A 23,843-nucleotide genomic window follows, 5' to 3' on the forward strand; every position below is an offset into this window, starting at 1 on the left:
AGGAAAATACTTGACAAACGGCGAAGCTATTTGCATAAAAATGATGATTATGGTATAGTTTTATTGGAAATACTAAGAAATACTCTCGTGAACAAGAGTGGGGAAACCCGCTCTTTCCTTTTTGTATACGTCTTTTTTTCTTAGTATAACTTGATAAAACTTTCCGTGAACTACATACAATATGGGTGAAATTATCGGAAAAGGAGGTAAAGCATGAGCAAGGTAACGGAAGTGGTAGAAGAACTGGCAGCACCTATTTTTCAAGAACTTGGTTTAGAATTGGTGGAAATTGAGTACGTGAAAGAAGGGAAAAGTTGGTTTCTACGCGTATATATCGATAAAGACAACGGTGTTGATATTGAAGATTGCGGACTCGTTAGCGAAAAACTCAGCGAAAAACTCGATGAGCTTGATCCGATTCCCCATAACTATTTTCTTGAAGTTTCTTCACCTGGGGCAGAACGTCCATTAAAAAAAGATAAAGACTTTCAAAAAGCAATCGGCAAAAATGTTTTTATCAAAACTTATGAACCAATCGATGGGGAAAAAAGCTTTGAAGGGACCTTATTAGAATTTGATGGAAATCATCTAAAAATCGAAGTAAAGATAAAAACCCGTAAGAAGACGATTGAACTTCCCTTTGAAAAGGTAGCAAATGCGCGCTTAGCGGTTACTTTTTCGTAAAGAAATTATTGGAAAAGATAGGGGGATACACAAAGATGAGCAGCGAATTATTAGATGCTCTTAATATACTGGAAAGAGAAAAAGGTATTTCCAGAGATGTTATCATTGAAGCAATTGAAGCAGCCCTTGTTTCGGCATATCGCCGAAATTTTAATCAGGCACAGAATGTACGGATTGATTTAAATTTACAGTCTGGATCGATGCGTGTTTTTGCTAGAAAAGAAGTAGTCGATCAAGTGTTTGACCCTCGTCTTGAAATTTCCTTGGAGGATGCTAGACAAATCTCACCAAATTATCAAGTTGAAGATGTTGTCGAAATGGAAGTCACTCCTAAAGATTTCGGACGGATTGCTGCTCAGACAGCTAAACAAGTTGTTACCCAACGTGTTAGGGAAGCAGAACGGGGAATTATTTATTCTGAATTTATTGACCGTGAAGAAGATATTATGACTGGTATTGTTCAAAGATTGGACTCCAAATTTATTTATGTAAGTCTTGGGAAAATCGAGGCCTTACTACCAGTGAACGAGCAGATGCCTAATGAACGTTATAAACCTCATGATCGAATCAAAGTATTTATCACAAAAGTAGAAAAAACGACTAAAGGTCCCCAAATATTTGTTTCACGGACACATCCAGGCCTCTTAAAACGTCTGTTTGAGATTGAAGTACCGGAAATTTATGACGGCACGGTTGAAATTAAATCAGTTGCCCGTGAAGCAGGAGACCGATCGAAAATCTCTGTTCATTCAGATAATTCTGAGGTAGATCCTGTTGGTTCTTGTGTTGGACCTAAAGGAGCAAGGGTTCAAGCGGTAGTTAATGAATTAAAAGGTGAGAAAATAGATATAGTTAAGTGGTCAGCGGATCCGGTTGTTTTTGTGGCAAACTCTTTAAGCCCGTCTAAAGTGTTAGATGTAATGGTGAATGAAAATGAAAAAGCAACCACTGTTGTTGTTCCTGATTATCAACTTTCATTGGCAATTGGTAAACGTGGACAAAATGCCCGCCTTGCAGCGAAATTAACAGGCTGGAAAATTGATATTAAATCAGAAACAGATGCACGCGAAATTGGTATCTATCCGCGTGAAGAAACCATTAGGCTTTTTGATGATCAAGTTGAAAATGACTTCGATTATGAAGAAGAGCTGGATTAAAAAGTGAGGTGAATGATGAGTGAACCAAAAGAAAAAAGTTCCTATGCGTAAGTGTGTAGCAACCGGTGAAATGAAACCGAAAAAAGAACTAGTTCGCATCGTTCGCTCAAAAGAGGGGGAAGTATCCATCGACCTGACGGGAAAGAAATCCGGAAGGGGTGCCTACCTTTCAAAGGACAAGGAAGCAGTCTTACTTGCCAAGAAAAAAAATACCCTATCTAATCACTTACAGGTTTCTATAAATGATTCGTTATACGAAGAGCTACTTGAGCTTATAGAGAAGGAGAATTGACTATCCAAATGAAAGAGAATCAATGGATGTCATTGCTTGGCTTGGCCAATCGAGCACGTAAAATCATATCAGGTGAGGAGCTAACCGTGAAGCAGATTCAAAGCGGAAAAGCACGCCTCATATTATTATCCGCAGATGCTTCTGCAAATACGACAAAAAAAATTACTGATAAATGTAATTCGTATGAGGTTCCATGTAAATTTGTGGAAAATCGTCATCTTCTTGGCCAAGCGATTGGCAAGGAAGCCCGCGTTGTTGTAGCTGTACTGGATGATGGCTTTGCAAAAAAGATGGTAACGTTGCTCGATTAAATCTAGCGGGGGTGAAAAGATGAGTAAAATACGTGTATATGAATACGCAAAAAAACACAACATTTCAAGTAAAGAAATCATCACAAAACTAAAAGAAATGAATATAGAGGTCTCCAATCATATGGCAACAATAGAAGACGCAGACGTTAAAAAGCTTGACGCAGCATTCAGCAAAAAAGAGAACAAGACACCACAGGAACAAGAAAATAAACAAAATGGACAACAGTCACAACGAACTAATTCACGTCCAGCTCAAGGGCAGCAACGTCAAAACCAAAGACCTGCTCAATCCGCGCAGCGACCGCAAGTGCAAACCAAAACTGCTAAAGCATTTGAGGAAGCAGCAGATAATAATGCTGCTCCAACAAAAGTGAAAGTAGTCTCTCCTCCGAAAGCAGGAGACGGAAAAAAGCAAAACCAGGAAAATCAATCCAAAGAGAATAAGGTCTTCAATAATGCTGATAAAGCAAAGTCCAGACCTTATAATAATAATCAAAATCGCAATAATAATAATAATAAAAATAAGAAAAAGACACATACGCCAGTTCAACAAACACAACCACAAAAGAAAAAAGAGAAAGAACTTCCAGCTAAAATTACTTTTAGTGAATCTCTAACGGTTGGCGAATTAGCGAAAAAGATTTATCGTGAGCCTTCAGAAATTATTAAAAAGCTCTTTTTGCTTGGTGTCATGGCAACAATTAACCAGGTTCTAGATAAAGATGCTATTGAATTGATTGCAAGTGAGTATGGGGTTGAAGTTGAAGAAGAAATTAAAGTTGATACAACAGATCTTGAAGTGTACTTTACTGAAGATTCAAAGGAGTCACAAGTGGAAAGACCTTCTGTTGTAACAATAATGGGTCACGTTGACCACGGGAAAACAACCTTGCTTGATTCTATCCGTAACACAAAGGTAACAGAAGGAGAAGCAGGTGGGATTACCCAACATATTGGTGCCTATCAAGTCATGGAAAACGGCAAAAAAATTACTTTCCTTGATACTCCTGGGCACGCTGCCTTTACAACAATGCGTGCACGCGGAGCTAAAATTACTGATATTACCATCCTTGTGGTAGCCGCTGATGATGGTGTTATGCCGCAAACTGTTGAAGCAATCAATCATGCTAAAGCAGCTGAGGTTCCAATTATTGTCGCGGTTAATAAAATGGATAAAGAAGCTGCAAATGCTGACCGTGTAATGCAAGAATTAACTGAACATGGATTAGTATCAGAAGCATGGGGTGGAGATACTATCTTTGTACCACTGTCTGCAAAAACCGGAGAAGGCATTGACACTCTTCTGGAAATGATATTACTCGTTAGTGAAGTTGAAGAATATAAAGCAAATCCAAATCGTAAAGCCGTTGGTACTGTTATCGAAGCCCAATTAGATAAAGGTCGTGGATCAGTCGCAACCTTATTAGTTCAAAACGGTACATTAAAAATTGGTGATCCAATTGTCGTTGGACATACCTTTGGTCGTGTCCGCGCGATGGTTAATGATAAAGGACGCCGCGTCAAAGAGGCTGGCCCGTCAACTCCTGTTGAAATAACTGGTCTTAATGATGTGCCGCAAGCAGGGGACCGTTTCGTTGTATTTGAAGATGAAAAAACTGCACGTCAAGTTGGGGAAGCAAGAGCACAAACTGCATTGGTAGCCCAACGTGGTGAAAAATCGATTGTCAGTCTAGAAACGCTATTTGATCAATTGAAGCAAGGTGAAATGAAGGACCTAAATATCATCTTAAAAGCAGATGTTCAAGGTTCTGCTGAAGCCGTTGCCGCTTCATTACAGAAAATAGATGTTGAAGGTGTCAACATCAGAATTATTCATAGTGGCGCTGGTGCGATTAATGAATCGGATATTAGTCTGGCCGCTGCATCGAATGCCATCGTCATCGGTTTTAACGTCCGCCCAGATGTTAATGCGAAACGTGCAGCTGAAGCTGAGAAAGTTGACGTTCGTCTTCACCGCATTATTTATAAAGTTATCGAAGAGATTGAAGCGGCAATGAAAGGGATGCTCGATCCTGAATTCCAAGAGAAAATTATCGGTCAAGCTGAAATTCGCCAGACTTTCAAAGTCTCTAAGGTTGGTACCATTGCTGGATCTTATGTGACCGATGGGAAAATTACCCGTGATAGCGGTATTCGTTTAATTCGTAACGGCGTCGTCACTTTTGAAGGTAATATCGATGCCTTAAAACGTTTTAAAGATGACGTAAAAGAGGTAGCACAAGGGTACGAATGTGGAATTACCATTAAAAACTTTAATGATGTGAAAGAAGGAGACATTATTGAAGCATATGTAATGGAAGAAATTGAACGTAAATGATCATCGGAGCTGCTGAATGTGAATGTATGATCTATGATGCGCATTCGTTAAAAGAGAAACGAGCAGTTTTGCAAAGAATCCTAACTCGCTTAAAACAGAAATTTAATGTTTCTGTAGCTGAAGTAGGCTTTCAGGATGTGTGGCAGCGAACGAAAATTGCGATCGTTGTCGTCACTTCCACTCGTGTAAGCACGGAACATGAGTTGAATAATGCGTTAAAATTAATTGACTCCTTTCCAGAAATAGAGAGAACAATCACCGAGATTGAATGGCTTTAAGTTAAGAGGTGAATATGATGAGCCACAGAGCAAATCGTGTTGGAGAACAAATGAAGAAAGAACTGGGTGACATCATCGGTCGTAAAATTAAAGACCCCCGGATTGGTTTTGTTACGGTTACCGATGTTGAAGTATCAGGTGATCTACAACAAGCCAAAGTATATATTTCCGTATTAGGTGATGAAGAACAAAGGGAAAATACTTTAAAGGGTCTAGCCAAAGCGAAAGGCTTTATTCGGACCGAGATTGGCCACCGAATTCGTCTTCGAAAAACCCCTGAGATCATCTTTGAATGGGATGAATCGATTGATTACGGGAATCGAATCGATACACTTCTTCACCAACTGCATAAGGATGAAAAGCCTTTAGAAAAAAGGGAAGAAGAATAACTGGATAGACATACGTCTATCCTTTTTTTTGATTGGAGGTTATACAGTGGAAGGAATACTACCTTTATTTAAACCAGCGGGACTAACATCACATGATTGTGTCTTTCGGTTACGGAAAATATTAAAAACAAAAAAAGTAGGGCATACAGGCACACTGGATCCAGACGTCACAGGGGTACTTCCTATATGTATTGGAAAAGCAACTAAAGTGGCCGAATATATAACGGATGCAGGTAAAGCATACGAGGGAGAAGTAACTATTGGTTATTCGACAACAACAGAAGATGCTTCAGGTGAAACAGTTGCCCAAAAGCCAGTAACCAGGGTTATTCAACGGGAAGAAATTCTTAAAGTATTACAGTCATTAACTGGTGAAATTGAACAAACACCACCAATGTTCTCGGCAGTAAAAGTTGGTGGAGTCAGACTGTATGAATACGCGCGCAAAGGAATTGAGGTCGAACGGCCATCTCGTAAGGTAACGATTTATTCAATCGAGTTATTAGACGATCGATCTGAATATATCGATGAAACGATAAAATTTAAGTTTAGAGTCAGTTGTAGTAAAGGAACATATATTCGGACCTTGGCCGTAATGATTGGTGAAATGCTTGGCTTTCCAGCACATATGTCATACCTGCAAAGAGTTCAATCAGCTTCTTATTCCTTAGAGGACTGTTTAACGTTTGAAGAGATTGAAAAACATATGGAAGCAGGAACGATTTCGAGTGTATTAAGGCCTCTAGAAACTGCACTTTCTCATTTGCCGAAACTCCAAATTAATGATAAAGTAGCAGAGAAAGTGAAAAATGGCGCATTATTACAAATGCCTGAACATTTAAAAACTAGTAACGGACCGATTATCGTTGAAACTGTAGATGGACTGGCTCTTGCTATTTATTCAAAGCATCCTAATAAGCCTGACCTCTTTAAACCAGTTAAAGTGTTACGAAATGATTTAGATTAAAAGGTACGGTATAGAAAAGGTGAGTTTCTTTTGGAAGTAATTAGGCTTAGATTCCCATTTAATAATGCAATTGATGAATATCCGCCTCTCTCAATGGCGTTAGGCTACTTTGACGGTGTTCACCGTGGACATCAACAGGTAATTCTTGAGGCCAAAAATCAAGCTAAAGAAAAAGGAATTTGCAGTGCGGTGATGACGTTTGACCCGCATCCTTCCGTTGTATTAGGAAAAACAGATAAGCAGATTAAGTATATTTCCCCATTAACAGAAAAAATAAAGATAATTGAAGAACTAGGAATTGATTATTTATTTATTATTCATTTTAGTGTGGAATTTGCTAATTTGCTGCCACAGGAATTTATTGACCAATATGTGATTAGCCTGAACGTAAGGCATGTGGTCGCTGGCTTTGACTTTACCTATGGACGAATGGGAAAAGGAACAATGGAAACATTGCCCTTTCATTCTAGAGATAAATTTTCGTATTCTATTGTTCCAAAATTTACACAAGGTGATGAAAAGGTAAGTTCAACCAGAATTCGCAAACTGCTTAAAGATGGCAGGACCAATGAACTCTATTCACTTTTAGGCCGATATTATACAACATCAGGCATCGTCATCCATGGTGATAAACGAGGACGGACGATTGGTTTTCCTACTGCGAATGTAGATTTCAATGATGAGTATATTATGCCGCCTGTTGGTGTTTATGCAGTTCGAATGAAAGTTCATTCAAAATGGTACACTGGCGTATGTAATATTGGTTATAAACCAACATTTAATAAGGATGCACTCCTTCCTTCCGTGGAAGTCCACTTATTTGACTTTAATGAAGATATCTATGGTGAAGAAGTGATTATTGAATGGCATCTTCACTTACGTAATGAACAAAAATTTTCAGGAATTGAAGCGCTTGTCGCACAAATTGAACGTGATAAGCAAAATTCACTCCATTATTTTAAGAAATAAGACAATTGTCTTCATTTTAGTCTGTAAAAGGTGTTTTTCCTACAATAAACTTTGTTAGAGCCTTGCTTTTTGCTGTGAAAAGTTGTATTCTTATTAACGTATTAAAAATAACCTCTACTTGGCAAGACGAATCACCAACGCTTGCTCGGTATCAGGGGATTTGTAAAATTTAGGAGGTGAATCCGGATGGCAATCACTCAAGAACGTAAAAATGAACTTATCAATGAGTTTAAAACTCATGAAAGCGACACTGGATCTGCAGAAGTTCAAATCGCTGTCCTTACAGAATCAATCAACAATTTGAATGAGCACTTACGTACTCATAAGAAAGATCACCACTCACGTCGCGGTCTTTTGAAAATGGTTGGTAAACGTCGTAATCTTTTAACATTCCTACGTAACAAAGATGTTCAACGTTACCGTGTGTTAATTAATAAGCTTGGTCTACGTCGTTAGTTTACAGAAGCGGGATTATTCCCGCTTTTTTATTAGGTTAAAAAAGCTTATTGCTAAATAAAGAATTTTTTATACATATTTTTAAGTCAGGACTTTTTTGTGCATACTATTAAGGTGATTTGTATTGATATATAAGCTTTTTAAGCTTTTTAATATTAGTTTAGAATGATGATTACAGCGAGGGTAGAAATTTTCGCTTCATCCTCCTAAGTGATTTAGATAGAGAGGGGTAAAAATATGGAACAATTGAAACATGAGTATTCCATTGTTTGGGCAGGTCGTAAATTAACTGTCGAAATTGGACAATTAGCCAAACAGGCAAACGGTGCTGTCCTAGTTCGTTATGGGGATACAGCAGTATTGAGTACGGCAACAGCATCAAAAGAACCTAAAAACTTAGACTTTTTCCCATTAACTGTTAACTATGAAGAACGTTTGTATGCAGTTGGTAAAATTCCTGGGGGCTTCATTAAACGTGAGGGTCGTCCAAGTGAAAAAGCAATCTTAGCCAGCCGACTGATTGACAGACCTATTCGTCCACTATTTGCCGATGGGTTCCGCAATGATGTTCAAGTTATTAGTATTGTCATGAGTGTGGATCAGGACTGTTCAACAGAAATGGCAGCAATGTTTGGTTCTTCGTTAGCACTAAGTACTTCAGATATCCCATTTGAAGGGCCGATTGCTGGTGTCGTTGTTGGTCGGGTTAACAATGAATTTGTCATTAATCCAACCGTGGAACAAGCTGAAAAAAGTGATATTCATTTAACTGTGGCAGGTACGAAAGATGCCATCAACATGGTAGAGGCAGGGGCTTTAGAGGTTCCTGAGGAAACGATGCTTGAAGCGATTATGTTTGGTCATGATGAGATTAAGCGCCTCATTGAATTCCAAGAAAAAATCGTTGCTGAAATCGGAAAGCCAAAAAGAGAAATAACTCTTTATGAAATTGATAAGGACCTCGAGGCTGAAGTGAGGGAAATGTGTGAAGCTGATATGGTAAATGCCATCCAGGTTCAAGAGAAGCATGCCCGTGAAGATGCTATTAAAGAGGTGAAAAACCGAGTTATTGCTAAATATGAAGAACAAGAAGCAATAGATGAAGATTTGAAACAAGTTAAGCAAATATTGGACAAGATTGTTAAAGGTGAAGTACGTCGTTTAATTACAGTTGAGAAGGTTCGTCCTGATGGCCGTAAAATCGACGAAATCCGTCCGCTTTCTTCACAGATAAGTATCTTACCTCGTACACACGGTTCCGGTCTGTTCACACGCGGACAAACCCAGGCCTTAAGTATTTGTACACTTGGAGCAATGGGAGATGTACAAATTCTTGATGGACTTGGAATAGAGGAAGAAAAACGTTTTATGCATCATTATAATTTTCCTCAATTCAGTGTGGGTGAGACAGGTCCAATTCGTGGACCAGGTCGCCGTGAAATTGGTCATGGTGCGCTTGGTGAACGTGCACTTGAACCGATTGTTCCATCTGAGAAGGATTTCCCATACACGATTCGACTTGTATCTGAGGTACTTGAATCCAATGGTTCGACTTCACAAGCAAGTATATGTGCTAGCACTTTAGCAATGATGGATGCTGGTGTACCGATTAAAGCACCTGTAGCCGGAATTGCGATGGGTCTTGTAAAATCTGGTGAGCACTATACTGTGTTGAGTGATATTCAAGGGATGGAAGATCATCTTGGAGATATGGATTTTAAAGTGGCCGGCACAGCTAAAGGTGTTACTGCCCTTCAAATGGATATCAAGATTGAAGGTCTTTCCCGTGAGATATTAGAAGAAGCCCTTCAACAGGCAAAGGTTGGCAGAATGCATATTTTGGATTCAATGCTAGCTACGATTTCTGAACCAAAAGCAGAGCTTTCACAGTTTGCGCCGAAAATTTTGACGATGACAATCAATCCAGATAAAATTCGTGATGTTATTGGACCTAGTGGAAAACAAATCAATAAGATTATTGAAGAAACTGGTGTTAAAATTGATATTGAGCAGGATGGTACAGTATTTATTGCCTCAACAAATCAGGAAATGAACCAAAAAGCCAAGAAGATCATCGAAGATATTGTCCGTGAAGTTCAAGTAGGCGAAATGTATCTTGGTAAGGTAAAACGGATTGAAAAATTCGGAGCCTTCGTAGAAATCTTTGCTGGAAAAGATGGTCTCGTTCATATATCTGAACTAGCCGAAGAACGTGTCGGTAAGGTAGAAGATGTTGTCAAAATCGGGGACGAACTTTTAGTTAAAGTAACTGAAATTGATAAGCAAGGTCGTGTAAACCTTTCCCGAAAGGCTGTCTTAAAAGAACAGCGTGAAAAGGCTGAAGAAAACAAATAATAAGAATCTAAATAGTTAAGTCAGGGTAATTACCCTGGCTTTTTACATATGTAAACCCTATACTTTTTTTCTTTTAACTTTTGCACTATTGTATTGGTGAACCTGCAGTTCTACCTTGTCCCTTTTATACATAATCTTTATGGAAAGGGGGAAAGTTAGATGAAAAAGGTGTCTATCATAATAATTATTTGTATTGCTGGATGGATCGCGGTAAGTAATCCATTTGTTAGTGAATATTTAAATTTAAAAGCGCAATCATCATTGCCAGCAGCTAAAGTGTCAGACCCTCTTTACCAAAGTATTATTAAAAATGCCCATACATATGAAATAGCGCCTAAAGATGCGACCATAGACAGGGTTTGGAAAGCAATTCCTGGTTATAATGGACGGAAGGTTGACATTAACGCATCATATAAGAATATGAAAAGCAAAGGCGTTTTTAATGAAAAAAAACTCATCTTCACGCAAATAAAACCGAAGGTCCACCTCAAAGATTTGCCGCCATCCCCAATTTATAAAGGGAATCCGGATAAACCAATGGTATCATTTATTATTAATGTGGCGTGGGGGAATGAATATTTATCTGAAATGCTTGCTACGTTAAAAAGACATAATGTATCAGCGAGTTTTTTTCTAGAAGGAAACTGGACTAAAAAAAATTCCGATCTTGCTAAATTGATTGTTAGCTCAGGTCATGAAGTCGGCAATCATTCTTATTCTCACCCTGATATGAAGCAGCTAACTGCTGCGAAAGCCAGGGAACAAATAGTGAAAACCAACGAAATTATTGAAGCCGCTACTGGAAAGAAATGTGTTTGGTTTGCCCCTCCTAGTGGCAGCTACCGTGATGAAACCATAAAAGTGGCCGCTGAATTTAATATGATGACCGTAATGTGGACGGTTGATACGGTTGACTGGAGAAAACCAACTCCTGATGCGCTTATTTCCCGAGTCATGTCAAAAATTGATAATGGTTCAATGGTTCTCATGCATCCAACAGAATCTACAGCAAAATCACTTGATCGCTTGATTACTCAAATTAAACAAAAAAACCTAAAAATTGGTACTGTTTCAGAATTATTAAGCGAACAAAGAGTAGACCAATAATAATGGGTAAGAAATACTGAAAATTGGAGAAAATACACTATTATAAGTATAATGATAGATGGAGAAGCAGCTGCGTTTATATAGACTGGAGGAAGTCGATGATTAATAAATACACATGCCAAAATGGAGTAAGAATCGTTTTAGAAAATATTCCTACCGTACGTTCGGTAGCAATTGGTGTTTGGATAGGTACTGGTTCGAGAGATGAGAACCCCGTAAACAATGGTATTTCCCATTTTCTTGAGCATATGTTCTTTAAAGGCACTTCAACTAGATCAGCAAAGGAAATAGCCGAATCCTTTGATAGTATCGGCGGGCAGGTGAATGCGTTTACCTCTAAGGAATATACATGCTATTATGCTAAAGTCCTTGATACACATTCCCAATTTGCATTAGATGTACTCGCGGATATGTTCTTCAACTCAACATTTGTTGAGGAGGAATTAAACAAAGAGAGAAACGTAGTTTTAGAAGAAATAAAAATGTATGAAGATACTCCAGATGATATCGTTCATGATTTATTAAGCAGAGCAGTATTTGGTGATCACCCACTTGGCTATCCGATCTTAGGTACAGAGGAAACACTTAATACGTTTACTGGAGAAACACTGAAGGAATATATCCATGAGCGATATACTCCAGAAAATGTGGTCATTTCGATTGCTGGAAATGTATCCGATTCATTTATTAAAGAGGTCGAAAAGTATTTTGGATCTTATAAAGGTGCGGACCAACAAGTAAATGAAAATATTCCAACCTTTCATTCGAATCAAATTTCACGTAAAAAAGAAACTGAGCAGGCCCATTTATGCATCGGTTTTGAAGGATTAAAAGTGGGACATGAAGACATTTACAGCTTAATTACTTTAAATAATATATTAGGCGGTAGTATGAGTTCTAGATTGTTCCAAGAGGTTCGTGAGCAAAGGGGCTTAGCATACTCAGTATTCTCTTACCATTCTGCATACCAAGATAGTGGGATTGTGACAGTATACGGCGGAACTGGTGCGAAACAGCTGAATGTATTATTTGAAACCATCCAAGAAACACTTAATACATTAAAGCGAGATGGGATTACTGAAAAGGAATTAACTAATAGTAAAGAGCAGCTTAAAGGCAGTTTAATGCTAAGTCTTGAAAGCACAAATAGCCGGATGAGCCGTAATGGAAAAAATGAACTTTTATTAAAGCGACACCGTTCCCTTGATGAAATAATTGAACAGATTGATTCAGTTACAAAAAACGGAGTAGATGAAATGGCCCGAAATATATTTACAGATAAATATTCAGTTACTCTGATAAGCCCAGACGGAGAATTTCCTAATAAACTTTCATAATAAGATGAGGTATTCCATTTAGAGGGATACCTCTTTTTTTAGATGGAAAACTCCACTTCATAGCTCTGCAAGCTTTTCTTTAGTCTAAATAAGGACTTCCTCTTATAAACTAATAGTAGGGAGAAGGAAGGGGGCTTTTGCATTGAGGTTGAGTGAATTAAGCGGAAAAGAAATAGTGGATGTTAAAAAGGCAGAACGACTGGGAGTACTCGGGCAAACCGATTTAGAAATTAATGAAGGGACAGGCCAAATTCAGGCATTGCTTATTCCTTCTATAAAATGGTTTGGTTTTCGAAAACAAGGGGAAGAAATTAGGGTTCCGTGGCAGCATATAAAAAAAATAGGCTCTGATATGATCATTATCGATGTACCAGACGAAGATTAAAACACACAAAACCTAAGTAGGCCCAAGCAAGTTTCATCTTGCTTGGGCTTTTTTTATTTAGTACGTATGGAAAACTCACCGAATGAAGAGAACCGACATAAGATGGTGAAGTGATATAAAGAAAAGGATTCTTAGAAGGATTTTTAAAAAAAAGAAGGTGAATGTTTTCATGCTGACAGGGATGCAGATTGCCGTGATTGGCGGGGATGCCAGACAGCTGGAAATCATCCGCAAGTTAACCGAATTAGATGCGAGATTATCGCTTATTGGTTTTGAACAACTTGACCATGCCTTTACTGGTGCCGTCAAGGAAAAGTTGGATGAAGTCGATTTTTCAAATATGGATACCCTTATCCTGCCAGTTCCCGGTACAAATTTAGAAGGTCAGGTAGAAACAATCTTTTCAAATGAAAAGGTTATTTTGACAGGAGATTTGCTTGCAAAGACACCTGAGCATTGTACGATTTATTCCGGAATTAGCAATTCCTATTTAAATGGAATTACTAAGGAAGCCAAACGAACTCTTATTCAATTATTTGAAAGGGATGATGTGGCCATCTACAATTCAATTCCGACGGTTGAAGGGACAATTATGATGGCGATTCAACATACTGATTTTACAATACATGGGTCGAATATTACGGTTCTAGGCTTAGGGAGAGTGGGTATGAGTGTGGCAAGAACCTTTGCGGCACTAGGAGCAAAAGTTAAGGTAGGAGCAAGGAAAAGTGAGCATCTAGCAAGGATTACTGAGATGGGATTAACACCATTCCATTTAAATAATCTAGTTAATGAAGTGAAAGACACCGATATTTTAATAAACACTGCACCACATTTGATCGTAACAGCGATGGTTATCTCAAAAATGCCTTCACATACGCTCATTATTGACTTGGCTTCCAAACCAGGAGGTACTGATTTTCGTTATGCCGAAAAAAGAGGGATTAAAGCATTGCTAGCACCGGGGCTGCCGGGAATTGTCGCTCCGAAAACGGCAGGTCAAATTTTAGCCAATGTTCTTGCCCAACTGCTTCAAGATGATTTAAGAAAGCGAAAGGGGAAAGTGAAATGAGTTTAAAAGGTAAAAGAATTGGCTTTGGCTTAACCGGCTCTCATTGTACGTATGACGCAGTATTCCCAGAAATTGAAAAGTTAGTGCAAGCCGGTGCAGAGGTAATGCCAGTCGTGACTTTTACAGTTAAAAATACAGATACCCGCTTTGGCAAAGGGGAAGATTGGATCCAAAGAATTGAAGATTTAACAGGAAACAAAGTAATCGACTCCATCGTAAAAGCAGAGCCGCTAGGACCAAAAATTCCTTTGGATTGTATGGTAATTGCTCCATTAACAGGTGTATCAATGAGTAAATTCGCTAATGCCATGAATGATAGTCCAGTATTAATGGCAGCAAAAGCAACACTGCGCAACTTAAAACCAGTGGTGCTGGGAATTTCAACAAATGATGCACTCGGTTTAAATGGAGTAAATTTAATGAGGTTAATGGCTACCAAGAATATATACTTTATTCCATATGGTCAGGATGATCCAATTAAAAAACCAAATTCAATGGTTGCGAGAATGACATTGCTTACAGAAACAGTTGAAGCAGCTATCGAAGGAAAACAAATTCAACCTGTATTAGTTGAAAGGTATAAAGATTCTGACTAATAATTCCCTCATTCATCAAAATAGGTTATTTCTTTAAAGGAATATGTTAAAATAAATTATTCTATCATCAGTGGGAAGATTCAACCCACTGATGAGAAATAAAAAAATTATTAATAACATGCTGGATGCTATATAAAGGCAATTTCCTTTTAAAGTATATAACCAGTTATGTACAACGATGAGTATGGAAGGGGAAAACTAGTAATGACTCAACAAAATGGATTTCACGTTGCTGTTGTTGGAGCAACTGGAGCAGTAGGACAACAAATGTTACAAACATTAATGAAAGAGAACTTCCCAATCAGAAAACTTACCCTATTATCTTCAGCACGTTCAGCAGGGAAAAAAGTAGATGTTAATGGACAGGAATATACGATTGAAGAAGCTAAGCCTGAGAGTTTTGAAGGCGTGGATATAGCTCTTTTTAGTGCAGGCGGTAGTGTATCAAAGGAGCTTGGTCCAGAAGCAGTTAAGCGTGGTGCAATCGTGGTGGACAACACTAGTGCATTTAGAATGGATGAGAATACCCCTTTAGTTGTCCCTGAAGTGAACGAAGAGGACCTTCATCAACATAATGGAATTATTGCTAACCCCAATTGTTCCACCATTCAAATGGTTGTTGCCCTTGAGCCAATTCGTCAACAATTTGGTTTGAAAAAGGTGATCGTCTCCACTTATCAAGCTGTCTCAGGTTCAGGTGCAGCAGCGGTGGAGGAATTAATGCAGCAAACTCAGTCAATCTTAAACGGAGAAGCATATGAACCAAAGATTTTACCGGTGAAGTCAGATAAAAATCACTATCAAATTGCTTTTAACGCGATTCCACAAATTGATAAATTTCAAGATAACGGATATACATTTGAAGAGATGAAAATGATTAATGAAACCAAAAAAATCATGCATTTACCAGAGTTACAGGTTTCGGCAACTTGTGTTCGGCTTCCTGTAGCAGTTGGTCATTCTGAATCAGTTTATTTTGAAATTGAAGCGGATGATGTTAGTGCGAATGACATTAAAGCATTGTTAAAGGATGCTCCAGGTGTTATTTTACAGGATGATCCAGAAAATCAACTATATCCAATGCCTGCAAATTGCGTTGGGAAAAATGATGTTTTTGTCGGACGTATTAGAAAGGACATCGATGAATCTCGTGGTTTCCATATGTGGGTTGTCTCTGATAACTTGCTTAAAGGAGCAGCTTGGAACTCTGTCCAAATCGCAGAAAGTTTAGTGAAGTTAGGTATTGTAAAATAAAGTTACATCACAAAGGCAGGTTTTGGTGTCCCCATGAAAATTATTGTTCAAAAATTTGGCGGTACATCTGTTAAAGATGAAGAAAGCAGAAAATATGCTCAAGGCCATATCGAAAAAGCCTTAGCTGATGGCTATAAAGTGGTAGTTGTTGTTTCCGCGATGGGAAGAAAAGGTGATCCTTATGCAACAGATTCATTACTTTCTTTAGTTGGTGGAAATTTAAGTAGAATTTCAAAACGCGAACATGATTTATTATTGTCATGTGGTGAAGTTATTTCGAGTGTTGTGTTTGTGAATATGTTACTAGAGAGCGGAATCAATGCTGTATCATTAACGGGCTCACAAGCAGGTTTCCGTACAAATAATGACCATACAAACGCAAAAATTATTGATATGCAATGTGATCGGTTGCTTAGTGAGTTAGAGAGTAATGATGTTGTCGTGGTAGCAGGCTTTCAAGGTGCGGCAAATAATGGTGATATTACAACCATTGGCCGGGGTGGAAGTGATACCTCAGCGGCTGCGTTAGGAGCTGCCCTAAACGCTGAATATATTGATATATTTACAGATGTGGAAGGAATTATGACAGCCGACCCTCGTATTGCTGAAAATGCACGACCGCTATCTGTTGTAACTTACACAGAAGTGTGTAATATGGCTTATCAAGGGGCAAAGGTCATTCACCCTAGGGCAGTTGAAATCGCTATGCAGGCTAAAGTTCCAATCCGGATCCGCTCTACTTATTCAGATAATTTAGGAACATTGGTTACTTCCTTAAATAAAAATAATCGTGGCAGTGATATCAAGGAACGAGTTGTTACCGGAATTGCCCATGTTTCAAATGTTACGCAAATTAAAGTCTTTGCAAAAAAGGATCAATATTACTTGCAGGCTGAAGTTTTTAAGGCAATGGCCAATGAAGGAATCAGTGTAGATTTTATCAATATTTCTCCTAATGGAGTGATCTATACAGTTACGGAAGAAATGACGGACCGTGCAATTACAGTTCTAAATGAATTAGGCCATGACCCCGTCGTTGAGCGTCATTGTGCTAAGGTTTCTGTTGTTGGTGCAGGAATTGCCGGTGTCCCTGGCGTTACCTCCAAAATCGTGACTGCCTTATCGGATTATGGGATTCGTATTTTGCAATCTGCAGATAGTCATACTACGATTTGGGTACTTGTAAAGCAGGAGGACTTAGTTAAATCGGTTAATGCCCTTCACGACGCCTTTCAGTTAGAAGATGAATCAGTAGAATTTAATTTTACTGATTTATAAAAGTTATCTTCAAATGAATAGTAAATCCCTTAGATGAATGTGGATTTAATTATGCTTGATGGTATTGAGAGGAGTAGAAATATGGTTCATTTCGGGCGAGTATCGACTGCAATGGTAACTCCCTTTGATAAAAAAGGTCATATTGACTTTGTTAAAACCACGCAATTAGTGAATTATTTAATTGAAAATGGAACAGATTCTCTTGTAATTGCAGGAACTACTGGTGAATCACCAACCTTAACAAAAGAAGAAAAGCTGGCATTATTTGATCATGTTGTTAAAGTTGTAAATAATCGAATTCCAGTAATAGCTGGAACAGGAAGCAATAATACTTACGCATCCATTGAACTGACAAAAAAAGCTGAGCAGCTGGGTGTGGATGCGATCATGATTGTTGCCCCTTATTATAATAAACCAAATCAGGAAGGCCTGTATCAGCATTTCAAGGCTGTTGCAGAAGCAACTTCCTTGCCGGTAATGGTTTACAACATACCAGGACGTTCTGCAGTTAATATCCATCCTGAGACGATTATTCGACTTTCAAAGATAGCGAATATTGTTGCGGTTAAGGAAGCAAGCGGTGATCTTAATGCAATGACACATATCGTTGCAAATACAGATGATGATTTTGTTTTATATAGTGGTGATGATAGTATGACAATCCCTGTTCTGTCTATTGGCGGGGTAGGTGTAATTTCGGTTGCATCACACGTAATTGGGAATCAGCTGCAGGAAATGGTTAAAGCATTTTTTAACGGTGAGAATGAAAAGGCTGCTAAAATGCATCAACAGCTTCTCCCAGTTATGCAAGGTTTATTTGCTGCACCGAGTCCTGCTCCTGTAAAAACAGCGTTACAGGTTGCAGGATTAGATGTCGGGTCAGTAAGGCTCCCGCTCGTTGGGCTGACAGAACAAGAACGTACAACATTAATTTCATTATTAAAACAATTAAAATAAATTGAAAAAGCCAACCGAAAGAAATAGTCGGTTGGCTTTTTTATTTCAGTAAAACTTCATTATTACTTTTTTGTTGGAAAGGTTTTCAAAAATCAAGTATAATAATCATAACTGATTTGGATCGGAAATAAGAAAAGCGGATGCACCCAATGAGCGGAGCTAGAGCTAGACATTTTTCGGAGTTCAATAAATTAAATTTAGTTACAACATAGGAGGATTTACAAATTGATAAACAAAATTAATAACTCCATTAAGGTAATCACACTTGGTGGTGTAGGAGAAATCGGTAAAAATATGTATCTGGTTGAAGTGGACAAGGACATATTTATTATTGATGCCGGCTTAATGTTCCCCGAGGAAGAAATGCTAGGCATAGATATTGTGATTCCGGATATTACATATTTAAAAGAAAATAAGGAACGGGTAAAGGCAATATTTTTAACCCATGGTCATGAAGATCATATTGGGGCATTATCGTATGTTCTCCGTCATATTGATGTACCTGTTTATGGAACTAAGCTCACACTTGCTCTTGCAAATGCAAAACTTAGAGAGCAAGATTATTTTAGTAAGACCAATTTTATTGAAGTACAGTCTGATACGATTGTTAAATTAGATGCCGTAGATGTAAGCTTCTTTAAAACCAATCACAGTATTCCTGATTCTGTGGGGATTTGCATCCATACCTCTGAAGGAATAATTGTCTATACAGGTGATTTTAAATTTGATCAAGCGGCAACGCAGCTTTATAAACCTGAAATCGGAAAGATGGCTGCAATAGGGGAACAAGGGGTACTATGCTTATTGTCTGATAGTACAGAAGCTGAAAAGCCTGGCTATACAGCATCAGAGGCAATTGTTGAGCGCGAAATGTCCAATGCCTTCTATAATGCACCTGGAAGGATTATTGCAGCATGCTTTGCCTCAGATATAAATAGAATTCAGCATATTTTTAATGCAGCCAAGGAAAACGGACGTAAAGTCACTGTGGTTGGAAAAAGCTTAGAGAGAATTTATCATATTGCCCTTGATTTGGGATATTTAGAAGTAGATGAGGATTTAATTATTCCAGTTAGTCAGATAAAAGAATATCAAGATCGGGAAATTGTCGTATTAATGACTGGAAGTCAAGGTGAACCAATCGAGGCTCTGCAAAAAATGGCAAAGCAAATGGATAAAGTGGTTAACATCCAAAAAGGAGATACCGTATTAATTGCCGCTTCCCCATTAAGAGGAAGTGAAGTATTTTTATTTAAAACTATCGATATGCTCTTTAGAGCTGGTGCCAATGTTATATCGGGTAAAAGGACCATCCATGTATCAAGTCATGGCAGTCAAGAAGAATTAAAATTTATGATTAACTTAATGAAACCAAAATATCTGGTTCCTGTACATGGTGAATACCGGATGCTTAAGGCCCATCGGAAATTAGCTTTGGAATGTGGGCTGACTGATGAACAAATTATTATCCCTGACCGTGGTGATATTCTTGAATGGAAGGAAGGCAGGCTCGCCGTTGCAGGCAAGGTTCCTTCTGGAAATATTCTAATTGACGGCATTGGTGTTGGAGATGTCGGGAATATTGTCCTTCGTGATCGAAGGCTCTTATCACAGGATGGAATCCTAATTGTTGTAGTAACATTAAAAAAACAAGACAAGAGTATAGCAGCTGGCCCTGAAATTATTTCTAGAGGATTTGTTTATGTTCGCGAATCAGAAAAATTGATGGAGGAGTCAACAAAACTAGTTCGTGACATTGTAGAGAGAAATATTGCGAAGGATTCATTTGAGTGGTCAAGTTTAAAGCAAGAAATTAGAGAAGAATTAAACCGTAACCTATATGAAAAAACAAAAAGAAGACCAATGATTCTTCCAATCATTATGGAAATCTAGAAAGAAAGCACTGGAATGCCAGTGCTTTTTATTTTTGGCATGAAATTACCTTATAAGATAATACTAACCTATATCATGTTTGAAGGGAGTATTAAGGATGAATAACGATATACAAAAAAATAATCAAGAAGGCGGGGAACCTCAAAAAGAGGATAAACCTTCTTCAGCATTAATAGAGAAAATTCAACAACTAGGACAAACAAATGTCCCACAACTTTCAACAGATTCTAAAATTCATTGTTTGACGATTATCGGTCAAATTGAAGGACATTTAGCTCTGCCACCGCAAAATAAAACAACAAAATATGAGCATATCATTCCACAACTCGTCGCAATTGAACAAAATCCTAAAATAGAGGGCGTTCTAATCATTTTAAATACAGTTGGCGGTGATGTTGAGGCGGGGCTTGCTATCTCCGAAATGCTAGCGACAATATCAAAACCAACTGTTTCAATTGTATTAGGAGGAGGTCATTCGATTGGAGTCCCAATTGCTGTTTCTTGTGACTATTCTTTTATAGCAGAAACCGCTACAATGACCATTCATCCTATCCGCTTGACTGGTCTTGTGATTGGAGTTCCAGCAACCTTTGAATATTTGGATAAAATGCAAGATCGGGTCATCAATTTTGTAACGAAGCATTCTAAAATTACCGAAGAAACATTTAAAGATTTAATGTTTGCAAAAGGAAATCTAACCAGGGACATTGGAACAAATGTAATTGGTGTTGATGCAGTTAAGACAGGTTTAATTGATGAAGTAGGAGGTCTTGGTCAGGCAATGAAAAAGTTAAATGAAATGATTGACCTCCATAAAGAAAAGGATGAAGGGCTGATCCAATGATACTTTACACCATGATGCCACCCGAATTGGTTTTTCCTTATGAGACGGAATCACCAAGCAAACAGCAAATGGTCAGCTATCAGGGCATACCCCTCTTAGTAGAGTTGATAGATGGTCAAAATGTTCAAGTCATTCGGAATCTAAGTACAGATCCTCAGCATTACTTAGATAACCAAATATGCCCGGGAGCAAAAATTTCTTTCGCAAACCTAGAAGGATTGTCCGCTTTGTATTAGTAGATTATGGTATAATCAAGTGAACACACAAGAGCAGCCAGCAAGGCTGCTTTCTTCCTTTTTACCCTCTGATACAGGGATGTTTTATATTAAAGGATGATTTACCATAATAAACACAGGGTGATTAGATGGCAAAGAAAAAGAGAAGACAACCTAAAAAGAGAGATAACCATTTGAAAAAGACCGTTCAATTTGAATTATCCGCACTGGCCATTTTAGCGGTTGCGATCATATCGATAGCAAAACTTGGTGCAGTAGGGAAAGCAACCGTGATCTTCTTCCGTTTTTGGATGGGTGAATGGTATATGCTCAGTTTAATTGGACTAGTGGTATTAAGCGTTTATTTGATGTGGAAACGCAATATTCCTTTTTTCTTCCACATTAAATTAGTTGGAGTGTATTTTATTACATCAGCGATTCTGCTCCTAAGTCATGTAACCCTTTTTCATTTGCTAACCAATGATGGGAAATTTAAAGACCCCAGTGTCATCAGCAATACATGGGAACTGTTTATGATGGAGCTTAGAGGTGAAACAAGCACAACCGATTTAGGCGGGGGAATGCTTGGGGCAGTATTATTTGCCTTATTCCATTATTTATTTGCTGAGACTGGAACGAAAATTATAGCTTTTATTTTTATCTTAATTGGAGTTATTTTACTGACTGGGAAATCATTTGGAGATTTTGTTGGGAAAATCATGATGGTTCTAGTTGATTTTTCAAAAAGTCAGTGGGATGCGTTTAAAACCGATATGACAGAATGGAAACAAAAAAAGCTAGACAAAAAAGCAGAAAGAACTACGCAAAGAAGACAAGAACAGGAAAATCATGAACAAAATCGCCAGACAAGGTCAACTACAGAACCACAATCTCCACAGGAAGAAGTTAGTTCACCAGAGCCAATAATTTCAAGCTTCGCTGATAGGGCCTATGTAGAAGAGGTAATTGATACAAATCAACCAGTAGAAACGAAGCAAACAAAAAGCAAACCGGAAGAAAATGAAGATCCAATTCCGCCAATCACTTTTACAGAAGTGGAGAATATTGACTATGAGTTACCGCCGCTTCGATTGTTAAGTCTGCCTAAGAAGGCGGACCAAAGTGGTGAATATGAACAAATCCATGCAAATGCTGCAAAGCTTGAAAGAACATTTCAGAGCTTTGGAGTAAAAGCGAGAGTAACCCAAGTACATTTAGGACCAGCTGTAACAAAATATGAAGTTCATCCAGATGTAGGTGTAAAAGTTAGTAAAATTGTTAGTCTAAGTGATGACTTAGCATTAGCACTAGCTGCTAAAGGAATTCGAATTGAAGCTCCTATCCCTGGTAAATCAGCAATTGGAATAGAAGTACCTAATTCAGAAGTGGCAATGGTTTCACTTCGTGAGGTATTAGAAGCAACCCAAAATGACAAACCTGACTCAAAACTATTAATTGGATTAGGCAGAGACATAACTGGTGAGGCTGTTTTAGCAGAATTAAATAAAATGCCCCATTTGTTAGTTGCTGGTGCAACTGGGAGCGGTAAATCTGTTTGTATAAACGGAATTATCACTAGTATCTTGATGCGAGCAAAGCCTCATGAAGTAAAATTAATGATGATAGACCCAAAAATGGTAGAATTGAATGTTTATAATGGCATTCCACACCTATTAGCACCGGTTGTAACGAATCCAAAAAAAGCCTCACAAGCATTGCAAAAAGTAGTAAGCGAAATGGAAAGACGTTACGATTTGTTCTCACATACGGGTACGCGTAATATTGAGGGCTATAATGAACATGTCAGAAGGCATAACTTAGAAGAAAATGATAAACAGCCATTGCTGCCATTTATTGTTGTTATTGTTGATGAGTTAGCTGACTTAATGATGGTTGCCTCCTCAGATGTAGAAGATTCGATTACCCGCCTTGCACAAATGGCCCGTGCGGCAGGAATTCATTTAATTATTGCTACGCAACGGCCATCTGTTGATGTCATTACTGGGGTTATTAAAGCAAATATTCCATCTAGAATTGCTTTTGCCGTATCAAGTGCTACCGATTCCAGGACCATTTTGGATATGGGGGGGGCAGAAAAACTGTTAGGAAGAGGCGATATGTTATTCCTTCCAGTTGGAGAATCTAAGCCAGTTCGAGTTCAAGGTGCTTTCCTTTCTGACCAAGAAGTTGAGGACACAGTAGAATTTGTAATTGGACAGCAAAAAGCGCAGTATCAGGATGAAATGATTCCAGATGATATCCCAGAAGTAACGGGCGCGGTCGATGATGATATTTATGAAGAGGCTGTTGACTTAATTATTGAAATGCAAACAGCATCAGTTTCTATGCTGCAAAGACGTTTTCGTATTGGCTATACAAGAGCTGCAAGGTTAATCGACGAAATGGAAGCACGCGGGATTGTTGGACCTTATGAAGGCAGTAAGCCGCGAGCTGTCCTTCAGTCGAAACCCATAGATAAAGAAGAACAAAGTTCATAATTTATTTGATGAAACTTATAGAAGCGGTAAAAGATAGGCTGAGATAAAATAATGCCTTTATTATGATGGGGATATTATCATAATAAAGGTTATTTTTATGGGTAAAATTTCTCTTTATTTCAAAATTGCTAGATAGGAAAAATTACCTTGATACATTTGTGACATAAGCTTCACCCATTATCGACAAAATTTATAAATAGCTATTTATTTA

At 38.2% G+C, this 23,843-nt stretch carries 23 protein-coding genes; all 23 read left to right on the plus strand.

Features of this window, described 5'->3' with window-relative positions; translation table 11 throughout:
- The first annotated feature begins 213 nt into the window (after positions 1-213).
- The 23 genes from rimP to FS608_RS08930 all read left to right on the plus strand — a co-directional run bounded on the left by rimP (position 214) and on the right by FS608_RS08930 (position 23,632).
- Positions 214-684, plus strand: coding sequence for a ribosome maturation factor RimP (gene rimP / locus FS608_RS08820; RefSeq protein WP_144549051.1), 471 nt, complete (start codon positions 214-216; stop codon positions 682-684).
- A gap of 35 nt (positions 685-719) precedes the next feature.
- Positions 720-1,841 (plus strand): transcription termination factor NusA, encoded by a 1,122-nt coding sequence (gene nusA, locus FS608_RS08825; protein WP_144549053.1) that lies wholly within the window; start codon positions 720-722, stop codon positions 1,839-1,841.
- A 19-nt stretch (positions 1,842-1,860) separates the two neighbouring features.
- Complete coding sequence (gene rnpM, locus FS608_RS08830) at positions 1,861-2,133, plus strand: RNase P modulator RnpM (RefSeq protein ID WP_144549055.1); 273 nt, start codon at positions 1,861-1,863, stop codon at positions 2,131-2,133.
- An 8-nt stretch (positions 2,134-2,141) separates the two neighbouring features.
- The gene (locus FS608_RS08835; RefSeq protein WP_144549057.1) at positions 2,142-2,444 is read left to right on the plus strand and encodes a YlxQ family RNA-binding protein; all 303 of its coding nucleotides are present in this window, start codon (positions 2,142-2,144) and stop codon (positions 2,442-2,444) included.
- Positions 2,445-2,463: 19 nt separating this feature from the next.
- The gene (gene infB, locus FS608_RS08840) at positions 2,464-4,782 is read left to right on the plus strand and encodes a translation initiation factor IF-2 (protein WP_144549059.1); all 2,319 of its coding nucleotides are present in this window, start codon (positions 2,464-2,466) and stop codon (positions 4,780-4,782) included.
- Positions 4,779-5,060 (plus strand): DUF503 domain-containing protein, encoded by a 282-nt coding sequence (locus FS608_RS08845; protein WP_026566471.1) that lies wholly within the window; start codon positions 4,779-4,781, stop codon positions 5,058-5,060. The genes infB and FS608_RS08845 overlap by 4 nt, the downstream gene beginning before the upstream one ends.
- 17 nt (positions 5,061-5,077) lie before the next feature.
- Positions 5,078-5,449, plus strand: a complete 372-nt coding sequence (rbfA, locus tag FS608_RS08850) for a 30S ribosome-binding factor RbfA (RefSeq protein ID WP_144549061.1) — start codon at positions 5,078-5,080, stop codon at positions 5,447-5,449.
- A gap of 46 nt (positions 5,450-5,495) precedes the next feature.
- On the plus strand, positions 5,496-6,416 hold the full coding sequence (truB, locus tag FS608_RS08855; RefSeq protein WP_144549064.1) for a tRNA pseudouridine(55) synthase TruB: 921 nt from the start codon (positions 5,496-5,498) through the stop codon (positions 6,414-6,416).
- 30 nt (positions 6,417-6,446) lie between these two features.
- The gene (gene ribF / locus FS608_RS08860; protein WP_144549066.1) at positions 6,447-7,385 is read left to right on the plus strand and encodes a bifunctional riboflavin kinase/FAD synthetase; all 939 of its coding nucleotides are present in this window, start codon (positions 6,447-6,449) and stop codon (positions 7,383-7,385) included.
- A 186-nt stretch (positions 7,386-7,571) separates the two neighbouring features.
- A complete protein-coding gene (gene rpsO / locus FS608_RS08865) occupies positions 7,572-7,841 on the plus strand; it encodes a 30S ribosomal protein S15 (RefSeq protein ID WP_026566475.1) in 270 nt (89 codons plus the stop codon).
- Between the two features lie 237 nt (positions 7,842-8,078).
- The gene (pnp, locus tag FS608_RS08870) at positions 8,079-10,196 is read left to right on the plus strand and encodes a polyribonucleotide nucleotidyltransferase (RefSeq protein WP_144549068.1); all 2,118 of its coding nucleotides are present in this window, start codon (positions 8,079-8,081) and stop codon (positions 10,194-10,196) included.
- 159 nt (positions 10,197-10,355) lie between these two features.
- Positions 10,356-11,303 (plus strand): polysaccharide deacetylase family protein, encoded by a 948-nt coding sequence (locus FS608_RS08875; RefSeq protein WP_144549070.1) that lies wholly within the window; start codon positions 10,356-10,358, stop codon positions 11,301-11,303.
- Between the two features lie 98 nt (positions 11,304-11,401).
- Entirely contained in the window at positions 11,402-12,640 is a 1,239-nt protein-coding gene (locus FS608_RS08880) for a M16 family metallopeptidase (RefSeq protein ID WP_144549072.1), read from the plus strand.
- Between the two features lie 142 nt (positions 12,641-12,782).
- A complete protein-coding gene (locus tag FS608_RS08885; protein WP_088086400.1) occupies positions 12,783-13,025 on the plus strand; it encodes a YlmC/YmxH family sporulation protein in 243 nt (80 codons plus the stop codon).
- A gap of 169 nt (positions 13,026-13,194) precedes the next feature.
- On the plus strand, positions 13,195-14,097 hold the full coding sequence (gene dpaA, locus FS608_RS08890; RefSeq protein WP_144549075.1) for a dipicolinic acid synthetase subunit A: 903 nt from the start codon (positions 13,195-13,197) through the stop codon (positions 14,095-14,097).
- Entirely contained in the window at positions 14,094-14,693 is a 600-nt protein-coding gene (gene dpaB / locus FS608_RS08895; RefSeq protein WP_026566481.1) for a dipicolinate synthase subunit B, read from the plus strand. Before dpaA ends, dpaB begins: the two co-directional genes overlap by 4 nt.
- Positions 14,694-14,897: 204 nt before the next feature.
- Positions 14,898-15,947 (plus strand): aspartate-semialdehyde dehydrogenase, encoded by a 1,050-nt coding sequence (gene asd / locus FS608_RS08900; protein WP_144549077.1) that lies wholly within the window; start codon positions 14,898-14,900, stop codon positions 15,945-15,947.
- A 33-nt stretch (positions 15,948-15,980) separates the two neighbouring features.
- A complete protein-coding gene (gene dapG / locus FS608_RS08905; RefSeq protein ID WP_144549079.1) occupies positions 15,981-17,225 on the plus strand; it encodes an aspartate kinase in 1,245 nt (414 codons plus the stop codon).
- Positions 17,226-17,306: 81 nt separating this feature from the next.
- A complete protein-coding gene (dapA, locus tag FS608_RS08910; RefSeq protein WP_144549081.1) occupies positions 17,307-18,182 on the plus strand; it encodes a 4-hydroxy-tetrahydrodipicolinate synthase in 876 nt (291 codons plus the stop codon).
- 225 nt (positions 18,183-18,407) lie between these two features.
- Positions 18,408-20,075 carry a ribonuclease J gene (locus FS608_RS08915; protein ID WP_144549083.1) on the plus strand — a complete coding sequence of 556 codons (1,668 nt, stop codon included), beginning with the start codon at positions 18,408-18,410 and terminating at the stop codon, positions 20,073-20,075.
- A 97-nt stretch (positions 20,076-20,172) separates the two neighbouring features.
- Complete coding sequence (locus FS608_RS08920) at positions 20,173-20,919, plus strand: ClpP family protease (protein WP_144549085.1); 747 nt, start codon at positions 20,173-20,175, stop codon at positions 20,917-20,919.
- 14 nt (positions 20,920-20,933) lie between these two features.
- Entirely contained in the window at positions 20,934-21,155 is a 222-nt protein-coding gene (locus tag FS608_RS08925) for a YlzJ-like family protein (RefSeq protein ID WP_313958705.1), read from the plus strand.
- 128 nt (positions 21,156-21,283) lie between these two features.
- Positions 21,284-23,632 carry an FtsK/SpoIIIE family DNA translocase gene (locus FS608_RS08930; protein ID WP_144549089.1) on the plus strand — a complete coding sequence of 783 codons (2,349 nt, stop codon included), beginning with the start codon at positions 21,284-21,286 and terminating at the stop codon, positions 23,630-23,632.
- The last annotated feature ends 211 nt before the right edge of the window (positions 23,633-23,843 follow it).

Source organism: Bacillus sp. X1(2014), from assembly GCF_007678255.1.

Excerpts from the sequence above, each read along its gene's own strand:
- dapA (WP_144549081.1), top strand. The coding sequence starts at position 17,307 with ATGGTTCATTTCGGGCGAGTATCGACTGCAATGGTAACTCCCTTTGAT.
- FS608_RS08845 (WP_026566471.1), top strand. The coding sequence starts at position 4,779 with ATGATCATCGGAGCTGCTGAATGTGAATGTATGATCTATGATGCGCAT.
- dpaA (WP_144549075.1), top strand. The coding sequence starts at position 13,195 with ATGCTGACAGGGATGCAGATTGCCGTGATTGGCGGGGATGCCAGACAG.
- rimP (WP_144549051.1), top strand. The coding sequence starts at position 214 with ATGAGCAAGGTAACGGAAGTGGTAGAAGAACTGGCAGCACCTATTTTT.
- rbfA (WP_144549061.1), top strand. The coding sequence starts at position 5,078 with ATGAGCCACAGAGCAAATCGTGTTGGAGAACAAATGAAGAAAGAACTG.
- nusA (WP_144549053.1), top strand. The coding sequence starts at position 720 with ATGAGCAGCGAATTATTAGATGCTCTTAATATACTGGAAAGAGAAAAA.
- infB (WP_144549059.1), top strand. The coding sequence starts at position 2,464 with ATGAGTAAAATACGTGTATATGAATACGCAAAAAAACACAACATTTCA.
- dpaB (WP_026566481.1), top strand. The coding sequence starts at position 14,094 with ATGAGTTTAAAAGGTAAAAGAATTGGCTTTGGCTTAACCGGCTCTCAT.
- rpsO (WP_026566475.1), top strand. The coding sequence starts at position 7,572 with ATGGCAATCACTCAAGAACGTAAAAATGAACTTATCAATGAGTTTAAA.
- dapG (WP_144549079.1), top strand. The coding sequence starts at position 15,981 with ATGAAAATTATTGTTCAAAAATTTGGCGGTACATCTGTTAAAGATGAA.
- FS608_RS08880 (WP_144549072.1), top strand. The coding sequence starts at position 11,402 with ATGATTAATAAATACACATGCCAAAATGGAGTAAGAATCGTTTTAGAA.
- FS608_RS08835 (WP_144549057.1), top strand. The coding sequence starts at position 2,142 with ATGAAAGAGAATCAATGGATGTCATTGCTTGGCTTGGCCAATCGAGCA.
- FS608_RS08875 (WP_144549070.1), top strand. The coding sequence starts at position 10,356 with ATGAAAAAGGTGTCTATCATAATAATTATTTGTATTGCTGGATGGATC.
- FS608_RS08920 (WP_144549085.1), top strand. The coding sequence starts at position 20,173 with ATGAATAACGATATACAAAAAAATAATCAAGAAGGCGGGGAACCTCAA.
- FS608_RS08925 (WP_313958705.1), top strand. The coding sequence starts at position 20,934 with ATGCCACCCGAATTGGTTTTTCCTTATGAGACGGAATCACCAAGCAAA.
- FS608_RS08930 (WP_144549089.1), top strand. The coding sequence starts at position 21,284 with ATGGCAAAGAAAAAGAGAAGACAACCTAAAAAGAGAGATAACCATTTG.
- asd (WP_144549077.1), top strand. The coding sequence starts at position 14,898 with ATGACTCAACAAAATGGATTTCACGTTGCTGTTGTTGGAGCAACTGGA.
- pnp (WP_144549068.1), top strand. The coding sequence starts at position 8,079 with ATGGAACAATTGAAACATGAGTATTCCATTGTTTGGGCAGGTCGTAAA.